The organism is Maribellus maritimus, assembly GCF_022267315.1.
In the GTDB taxonomy this organism is placed as follows: Bacteria; Bacteroidota; Bacteroidia; order Bacteroidales; family Prolixibacteraceae; genus Draconibacterium; species Draconibacterium maritimum.
In genome coordinates, this window is the sequence record NZ_JAIKLE010000074.1 from 1 (window position 1) to 9,133 (window position 9,133).

A 9,133-nucleotide genomic window follows, 5' to 3' on the forward strand; every position below is an offset into this window, starting at 1 on the left:
CTTTAGATAAGTCCTTGGAACAAAATGTTGTTTTTTAGTTTCTGTTTCTTTTTTCTTATTCATTCTCGAAGGTTTTCAAATTGGTGCATAACGGTCACTTGTATGTGGTCGGGCGGGATTTCTGGAAGAAATCGTGTCAGACCCGCAGGAATGTTGGCACGAGGTCTGACTTGTCAGACCGCTAAAACCCCCGCCTGCCATATTACAATTTGTTATGCAAAGTTTTTTCAACTCTTTTTATCATCATATTTTCTTCCCAGTTTTTACAGATTGCTAATTCATTCATGCAATTTCCCTTTTTAAATGGAGGTAATTTCATGACCACAACATAAGAATATGAGGTTTTTAAAATTAAATCTGAATAATGCACAGAGAAATAATAATAAATTGGTTCTGCCAATGAAGATGAGTCTGGGTTAACTTTCATTGGAGCGTGGATTGTAAATCCTTTTTTATTTGGATATGTGTCTGATTTCGTAATCCCCAAATCTCCATTGTCAAACAGCGTGTCTGCGAAGAAAGTAAACATCCTGCCATAAATATTTGTAGCCGCTCGTACTCCTTCATTTCCAAAATCAAAGTCTATAGTATGCTGATTGTTATATATTTTTGATTTATAAATTTTAGTTGATGTCAAATGAAAAATTGGTCTGTCGGATTGAATCAATTTGATATTTAAACTGTCGTTGATTTTACTCAAATCAGATAACTTATTATTTGTATTATAGAACTTGCTGTCTATTGATAGCAATACTTTTTTAAAGTTAGACAAAGAATCGGATAGATTTTGAGTTCTTATTTTTAAAGAATCAACATTATTACTTAAATCCTGTTTTTCGCTCTCCAATTTGGCTTCGGCTTTAGAATTTTGTCTCTCATTAACTATTTGTAATGCAGTAAATAGTATTACAAAAAATAGAAATGCTATTCCAGATTTAGTAATTTTTTTATTCTTCATTAAGTCCGTTGCCAATGGTAGAATTAATATCGGCAATCCGATTATTATTAAAAGTATTTTAAGAAGCATATTGCCGTTTTAAAATTTTGCATAACGGTGGTGGTAAGTTTTGTTGCCGATTACGGGCGTTTTCATTTTCAAGCCGCAATGAATTTTATGCGAGCTACAAACGTTAAATTTGCCACTGTCCCGGCAATTAAATTTACCACGTGTTACCTGCTGGGTTTAGTCTTTCCATTCAAAGAACTACTACATTTTCAATTTTAGCACTGACCCGATTTTGTTTTTCGCGTCGGCAAAAATGCGTTGGAAAACAGGCAAGCTCTTTTGCAATTTTTGGTTTCAGCGTTGGCTTGTGCGAATTGTAAATGTGCTTGACTGTGTGGGCTGGCTCTGTTTGTCATTGTGCAATATGTGCAATTATTGTGCAATCAACTATTTTTCAATATGTAATAAGCTCCAGCACCCTTTTGTCCACTGCTTTCAAGTAATTCTTTATTTACCAATTCAATAAGGTCATTGCTTGCTGTATTTCTTGAGCAATCATTTATATTTTGATATTCACTATTAGTAATTTTACCTTTTTCTTTAACGTACATTAGTGCTTCTATTTGTCGTTTATTTAGACCAAGAGATTCAAAGTATTCAGTATTGAATTTGTCTTTTCTAAACTCTACCCAAAAGCCTGACATGTCATAATAATATTTGGGCTGGGGAATGCCAAATTGAATACATTCGTTAATTATTTTTATTGTTCCTCTTCCCCAGGATTCAATATACCCACTTCTAAAAAGAGCATTTGCGATATCTGGATTGTAAGGTTTTGAAGGGTGTTTTGTCAGTAATTTTTCAACTGTCCAGTTTTCAGGTAATTGTCCTTCATTCCAAAAAATCAATTTATCGTCATAAACGCTAATTTGAATTGGAACTCCACCAGAATAATCTTTGTGGCAAACGGCATTTAAAAGTGCTTCACGAACTGCATTTTTGGGATATTCATATCTTTCAACCCTGTTTAGCCCTTCGTAATTTATTGATGACTTGATGTACTTGGTAAAAAGTAAGTCCATAGCTTTCTCAACCTGTTCAAAAATGTTCCCCGTGATTTCATCTTGAAATTTCAATTCATCGTCAGTTTCAAAATATCCAATTTTTATTGAAGCTCCTGTTACAAATTTTGTAGGTTTGGGATGAAACAAAAGAATAGCTGCTCTTTTTATGTACTCATTTTCAATTAACTGCAAGTTGTCTGCTAATTGTTCATCTGTATCGGTTAAAACATCATCTTCAATACGTTGAGCTTTGACCGCTTTTTTTCTGAAAAAATCGAAGGTTTCTTTCTTTAAATCGGCAACTGAAATATTTGGAACAGGAACTCCGTCCCACTTTTTCCCTTTGCGTTCCAACATGAATTTATCAAGTGCAGCTCCTTTTAATTCCTGTTTAGTGCTGCCACTCCGATAATGGTATTGTCCTTTGTAATTTACAGGATTTGGATAAGGCTCTACAATTATCTCAATAAATTGCTTTTCATTTTCGAACAGTAAATTAATGTCGCAAACAACTCCCAAATTTGTAACAATTTTGTTGGGAAGGTCGTCCATTAATCTTTTTGAATTCTCAATTCCAACAACTTCTCCTTTGTCATTTTTACCAATGTAAATCTTTCCTCCTTGGGCGTTGGCAAATCCACAAATCCATTTCAGGTATTCATCTCGCCAACTTTCTTTCCATTCTATATTTTGTTGTTCTTGCATTTACAATTCACTTTTCATTGTTTTCCAAAATTGCCTAATTTCAATCGTTTTAGGTTCATCCAAATTTATTAAGCCAAATCCAGAATCCAATCTATTTATTTCATTTATTAGTTTGTGTTCGCTTCTTGGTGTTCCGACAAATGCTTTTATCATTTTGGGGTCTTTGTTTTGAACATTTAAACAGATAGGCAATTTTACTTGCGATGCAAAATCAAAATCTTTTGTTTTATAATCTTCAACTCCTTGCGATAACATTACCACAATAACACCTTTAGAACGTAAAAGTCTCAATAAATCTTCTAATGCTTTTCTTGCATTTTTATTTTTCAAGTAGATGTGTGCTTCATCAATTACGATAACATACCGAAGCGGAATAATATTTTCAGTTGGCTCGGCATCGTTTGCCGAACTAAAATAGAAATTGAAATATCTAAGTAAAAGAAAAACACATAATTGCCTTAAAGTGTCAGAAAGGGTAGGTGGCAAGTTTAAATAAATGCTTTTATCAATAATATTTTCTGAAATATCGTTGGTAAATAAACCACTTGATAAATCTTTGATTGCTGAATATAAAGTGTCGGGTTTGGTTTTTGATGCTTCGTAGTATTCTTCGATTGCTTGAAACAATTCAAGCATGTTCGGATACGAATTTTCTTTACTTTCAAGTAAGTCGCTAATTACCGTTTGTAAAATATTCTTTTGAGAGACACCAATATTTGGAACGAATGTGGCAATTGTATCAACAAAAGCTTTAATGCTAAATGTTTTTTGCCTTTCGCCTTCACTCATGTTAATTGAAGTAAGTGGATTAAAATTAAATCCGTCATTCAAAATGTCAATAAATTCACAATTTGTTTTTTCAAGAAATGGTTTTAATTGCCCTGCGTTTCCTTCTCCTTTATAATCAAAGAAAATATATTTAAGTTGATTCTCGGTGTTTCTTGAAATTTGATAAAGTATGTCTTTGATTAATTGCGTTTTCCCGGAACCTGCCATTCCTGCTATGGCAATATTACGGTTATCAAATTCACGAAGGTCGTTTATCTTAATATTAATATTTTCATTGTTTTCTGTTGACCCAATTACAAATGATAAAGGTTCTTTAAATTCCTTTACTTGAGTTTTTGTTTGAAAAATATTTGCAATTGAAATAGAATCAGACTGTAAGTCGAGACCGTTTTTTACAAGTTTCATCAATAGTGAGATATGGCCGCCCGAAGTTATGTCAGCATTAATGAGTTCTTTTTCCAATAAAGATAAACCGTTGTCAAGGTGAAGCTTAAATAATTTTACAAAATCATCTTCAAAAAGGTTAACATTATAATGTTTATCCAAAACGGCCTTATAAATAGGATAGTTTGAACGATTGTCAATTATTACTCCAAATAACCCTTTGTCATCTCTAAATTCTCTTCCATCAGATTTCGGTGCAGAATCAATATTTTTATCAAAACGTATGTTAGTTTGAATACTATGGGCAAATGCCAAACGAGGAATAACCGTTTCCGAATTGAATTTGAATATTGATTTTAACTTATCAATACGTTCTTCTGAATATCTATCTATTTTAATTCTCATAGCTTTGGAAATAACCTGGTTTGAAATTAGATTTCTTATTCTCGTTGACAATTAAATATGACTTGGCAACCTTTGATTTTATCGAATTATATCGGCGCGGTGTAATTTCGTTATTGGTAGCAAGTAAAACCACCTGACTTGACAAATTCGGGTAATAGTTTTTCAAAATATTTTCAATATGCTCATGGTCTAACCTGCCAAGCGGAGTATCAATAAAGATTGGGAAATTTTGAATCGATTCATTTAAGATTGCCTTAACCAAGCACGAAATATATATTTGTTTTTCTCCTGTAGAGAAACTCTCTTTTGGTATTTTATTTCCATCGGAATCAAGAATTGAAACTTTTAAACCTTTTCCATCTGGCAGAATATCAATTCGTGAATCTTCAATAAAAGCAGAATCATCATTCTGCATTTTATGCATTAGCATTTTTAATTCAGACAAAAGGCTGTTCGCCAAAGTTTCTTTTTTATTTCGCTTTTGAATGTCAATGAAGGTTTGTAGGGAGTCGATATACTTTTTTGCTACCGATATTTTCTTCTTAATTATTTGATTCCCGCTACTTTTTTGGAGTAGAATATTATATTGCTGGTTTAAACGTATATTATCTTTTAATAATTTTTCCTTTTGAATTTCTAATGCTCCGTTTTCTGCAATTACTTTTTCTAATTTTCTTTCAGTGTCGTCTTTTTGTGTCAATACTTCCAAAACCGTTTCGTCCTCTAAATCCGAATCAATCATCTTTAATTGCTTTTCTTTGTTTGTAATTGCAATCTGAATGGCGTTAAATTCGGATATTGTTGATTCGAAAATTTCTTTTGTTTGTTGCTTTAAAATCTGTGAGGCATTGAAAATTAACTCCTTGTCGGCATTATTTAAATCAATTTCAAAATCAAGGACATTTGCTTTCTCCGAAACGTCAAACAAGTTTTTTAATAATCCATGAGCTTTTTCTGAATAAAATATTTTGTTTTTAAATGTCATTGAACCATCGTCCGGTTCTGGTGGTTTATTAAATAAGTTTTCAATGAAGGTTTCGAGTTTTCGCTTAACATCTTCATTTGTTTCTAAATCATTTTGAGATTCGTTTTGTATCTCAATTTGCTCAACTACTTCCTCGATTTTACCGCCAAGAATAGCTAATGGAGCAAGTTCGCTTAGTTCATTAAATCTTGTTTCTAATTGGTTCTTTTTTTCGAGAAGCTTTTCAATCTCGTTAAAAAGTTCTTCCCTATTTATTGTAGAAGTTTCCTTCTTGCTGTTTTGGTTTAAAAAGCCTTGGTATTCTTTTACTTTGTCTTTCAGCTCTTTTTTTGTGGTTTCGTTTAATGCTGATTGTAAATCAATTTTTTCAATTTTATCTTTATTTAGTTCTACGGCTTTTTCCTTATTTATAATTTGTTCCTTAATATTTGAACTGGTACCTTCTTTTTTGAGATTGTTTGTGTAAGCGTAGAAATCATCTTTTAAGTTTTCGTAAAGGTCTAAACCAAGTAATTTCCCTAAAGCATCATTTAAAACATTCCCTTCATCTTTGGTTGATAATTCTGCCCACGATGCAATTTTCTCCGCATCAAAAAATACAAATTTTGCAGCTTCAAGAGGAATAATATAATCGTTAATAAAACTTACTTTGTCGTTTATGTCTTGAAATAATTCTTTTCGTTCAGAATTGAGTATTAGAAGTGATTCCTCAATTTTGATTGTATTGAAAATTCTTTGAATTATAATTTTGTTATCCGATACCTTCAGATTGGCGGGGTAGTCAACTTCATCAATTTGAATTTCTACCGAAAATTCGTTAATCCCTTCATCTTTTGAAGACCAATTCAATGATTGTTTTATAAACTTTTGGTAGTTGGATTCTTTTTGAACTTCTCGTTTAAAGCTGTCATCAATTTGAGTTATTTTTTCTCCATATAAACACCAAACCAATGAGATTAAAAAATTCGTTTTTCCAAATCCATTTTTTCCTCCGATTAAAACAATATTCTCGTCTCCGATTGTATTTAAGTCAATGGCAATATGACCGTAATATTGTCTAAAATTGTTGAGTATTATCTTACTTATCTTCATTGGTTATAATCTTTTCAATTTCTGAGTCAATTGTTTGTTGGATATAATGATTGCGTTTTCGAAGCTTTTTTACCCGCTCTGATTGCAGGAGCTTATTCATCGTATTGAAATCTACGTCATTAGATTGGCAAATTGACTTTAGTTCTTCGATTTGTTTATTCTTGATATCTTCTATTTTCATAATTTGCAGTAAGTGTTAAATTTTCAATATTTATATATCCGTCAGCAATTAATTGATTAATAATCATTTGTGCATGTGTAGTTGGTATCTGAATTTTTGATATTATATAGTCTCTCAAATCTTCATTACTTATTTCTTTCTCAGCTCTAATTTTTCGCATTATTGTTTTTCCCAGAAATCGGGGAAGATGTTTGTACTTATCATAGGCATTGTTGATTGTTTTTTCTGACAAACCCACAAAAGATTGAGGAAAAAATATGAATGAACTTGATTCGTCAAGTTTTAGGTTTGATAAAATACTCTTCGCATTCGTATCCCTGAATTTATTAACATAATCTGTAATTTCAATTATATGTTTCGGAGTATCAAACTGATTTAAATATTCCTCTGTGATACTTCTGATAGTTCCCCCTTTCACATCAAGTTCATTTTCCCATACCTTTAATCCATATGTACTACTCCTGCCAAAATAGATGAGATTTGGGTCTCTTTGACAACTTCCTCTTAAAGCTTCTGCACTTCTTGTTACATTTGGATGTTTGGACTTAATAATACCATAAATTTCATAAACCGTCATTGGTTCATTTTTTTCTTCTAATACATCGTAAACATACTCTATCACTTGTTTTTTAGTGTTCCGCTTAAAAACTATATTCTCATAAATATCCAGACTAATCTCAAACTCGTTAAAAAGTATATGTTCACAGATTTGAAGAATACTGGTTAAACTATTTTCAATTTCATCAATGGAAAAGTCTAAGATATAAGCCTCAAAATGAAAAGAATAATCTTCTTCAATTCTTTCAGAAAGACGTTTACTAACATCATTTGCAAATGATTCAAAGTTGAAAATATTAACAATCTCTTTTTGAATTAAGTAAGTTGTATGCCAATTATGAGCTGTGCGAATAATTCTTTGGCAAAGAGTATTTTCCTCATTTCCAATTAATAAAAAGTTTTGGCTAAGTATGATTGACAATATTTTATTGACAAACAATTCATTAAAAGAGTTATTCTCTTTTGTATTTATTTCTGAAATGGTTTCTTCATCTATTGATATAATGTCAGTATTATAGTCAATACCATATAAATTTAAAGAATCAAATTCTAATATTTTAACAAATGAAAGAGTTGAGTTTAAGTTGTCGTAAACCTGCTTTCTTATTTGGCGTATCCTTTCTCTTGTAAGGTTTAATTTTTTAGCTATTTCATCCAGAGAACAGACTTTGTATGAATTATTGAACATTAATCCTTTTTCAAAAACTACTTTATCTCTTGAATCAAATAGTATTTCTCTATCAATTAGTATTTGCAATGCTTTAAAAATTGGAAGCCCATTCGAAAAATCATATTCTTTGCCAATTTCTGAAAGAATTGCTGGAGAAAGATTGAAGGTCTTAGTTAAAAACGAATTAAACAATTCAGTTGTTAACTCATCTTCATTTTCAAAAATCGACACAATTTCAATTTGGTCTTTCGAAAAGTCCAGAAATGTTTGAATCTCATCAATTGATTTTTTACCAACGTTTCTGAGATTTGTGAGTTTTAGGTTTTTATCAGCGAATAACGATTTGATTCCTTTTATATTAATCTCTCCCTCCAAATAATTTTTCAATGCATTTGAAGCACGAACCGATAAATCGTTAAAAGAAGAAGCAATCAAATTGTTTAATATTTTCTTTTGTCGAACTTTTAATGTCTCAATTTTTGCAACAATTGGATTTTTACTTTCTTCTTCAATTTGCGTAATTAGTTCATTGATAAAGAACTCTTCATATTTTTTGCAAACTTCAATTAATTCATCATTTGATTTTCTTCCACAGTTTCGAACTTTTAGAAAGTCGCCATTTTTTTTGTAATAGTGAATAATGTCTTTTAATGAATTAAGACTAAAATATTTACAAGCATTTTGAGAACGAATTCCCAATTCTTCTATTTCTGCTAATTGTTCAAGAGAATAGTTTGGGATATGTTTCTGGTCGAAGCGTAAAGGTTCTTGAGGCAGATTTGTTTTTTCTGTGTTAACCGAACGAGAACTGTATTTTGAGCATAAAAGTAACAGTTTTTGATTGTCCTCTTTGCTACAATAATCAAGTCCCAGAAAATTATTATGATTTTGGTGATAATCAAGAATGCTTTCTAAATCAAGCAGATTGTTTTGTTTACAAACATAAATGGTAAAACTATCAATATCTTTATTTATGAAAAGCTCTTGTAATTCCATATCTTAAATTAATTCTACCATTTATCAAATATACATTTCTTTAAAGCGTTGGCAAAAATTGCACTCTTTTGCAAATTTTGGTTTGTGAGTTGGCTCGTGCGATTTGCAAATGTGTGCAATGTGCGTGGGCTTCCCTAATTGTCCCAAAGGGCAAAAGCGCGTCGGCAAAACTAAATCTTTTCGGAGCGGTCATTTTATTTTTATTGGCTAAGTTTTTTTCGGTCAATTTCTGTTTATTCTTTTCTTTTTTCAACCTTGCAGGTAACGGTTGGTACATGTTGTCGGGGCGGATTTCGGAGAGCGTTCCTGTCCGAAGGACACGGAACTGCGAAACGGGAATCCGCAGTTGGCGTACCAC

7 protein-coding genes are annotated in these 9,133 nt (G+C 31.5%); all 7 read right to left on the reverse strand.

Translation table 11 applies throughout. The features are described 5' to 3' along the window. Positions 1–202: 202 nt before the first annotated feature. Entirely contained in the window at positions 203–1,027 is an 825-nt protein-coding gene (locus K5G00_RS28280) for a hypothetical protein (protein ID WP_238769853.1), read from the reverse strand. Between the two features lie 362 nt (positions 1,028–1,389). Further along, the gene (locus tag K5G00_RS28285; protein WP_238769854.1) at positions 1,390–2,715 is read right to left on the reverse strand and encodes an ATP-binding protein; all 1,326 of its coding nucleotides are present in this window, start codon (positions 2,713–2,715) and stop codon (positions 1,390–1,392) included. Beyond that, positions 2,716–4,293 carry a DndE family protein gene (locus tag K5G00_RS28290; RefSeq protein WP_238769855.1) on the reverse strand — a complete coding sequence of 526 codons (1,578 nt, stop codon included), beginning with the start codon at positions 4,291–4,293 and terminating at the stop codon, positions 2,716–2,718. Continuing rightward, positions 4,283–6,370, reverse strand: a complete 2,088-nt coding sequence (gene dndD / locus K5G00_RS28295) for a DNA sulfur modification protein DndD (protein WP_238769856.1) — start codon at positions 6,368–6,370, stop codon at positions 4,283–4,285. The genes K5G00_RS28290 and dndD overlap by 11 nt, the downstream gene beginning before the upstream one ends. Continuing rightward, positions 6,357–6,551, reverse strand: coding sequence for a DNA modification system-associated small protein (locus K5G00_RS30300; RefSeq protein ID WP_394800889.1), 195 nt, complete (start codon positions 6,549–6,551; stop codon positions 6,357–6,359). The genes dndD and K5G00_RS30300 overlap by 14 nt, the downstream gene beginning before the upstream one ends. Next, positions 6,526–8,775 (reverse strand): DNA-directed RNA polymerase subunit alpha C-terminal domain-containing protein, encoded by a 2,250-nt coding sequence (locus tag K5G00_RS28300; protein ID WP_238769857.1) that lies wholly within the window; start codon positions 8,773–8,775, stop codon positions 6,526–6,528. Before K5G00_RS28300 ends, K5G00_RS30300 begins: the two co-directional genes overlap by 26 nt. Before the next feature lie 40 nt (positions 8,776–8,815). Further along, on the reverse strand, positions 8,816–9,133 hold a 318-nt coding region (locus K5G00_RS28305; RefSeq protein WP_238769858.1), incomplete at its 5' end, for a hypothetical protein.

Bases quoted from the DNA above. Each gene is read 5' to 3' on its own strand.
- K5G00_RS30300 (WP_394800889.1), bottom strand. From the start codon at position 6,551: ATGAAAATAGAAGATATCAAGAATAAACAAATCGAAGAACTAAAGTCA.
- K5G00_RS28285 (WP_238769854.1), bottom strand. From the start codon at position 2,715: ATGCAAGAACAACAAAATATAGAATGGAAAGAAAGTTGGCGAGATGAA.
- dndD (WP_238769856.1), bottom strand. From the start codon at position 6,370: ATGAAGATAAGTAAGATAATACTCAACAATTTTAGACAATATTACGGT.
- K5G00_RS28280 (WP_238769853.1), bottom strand. From the start codon at position 1,027: ATGCTTCTTAAAATACTTTTAATAATAATCGGATTGCCGATATTAATT.
- K5G00_RS28290 (WP_238769855.1), bottom strand. From the start codon at position 4,293: ATGAGAATTAAAATAGATAGATATTCAGAAGAACGTATTGATAAGTTA.
- K5G00_RS28300 (WP_238769857.1), bottom strand. From the start codon at position 8,775: ATGGAATTACAAGAGCTTTTCATAAATAAAGATATTGATAGTTTTACC.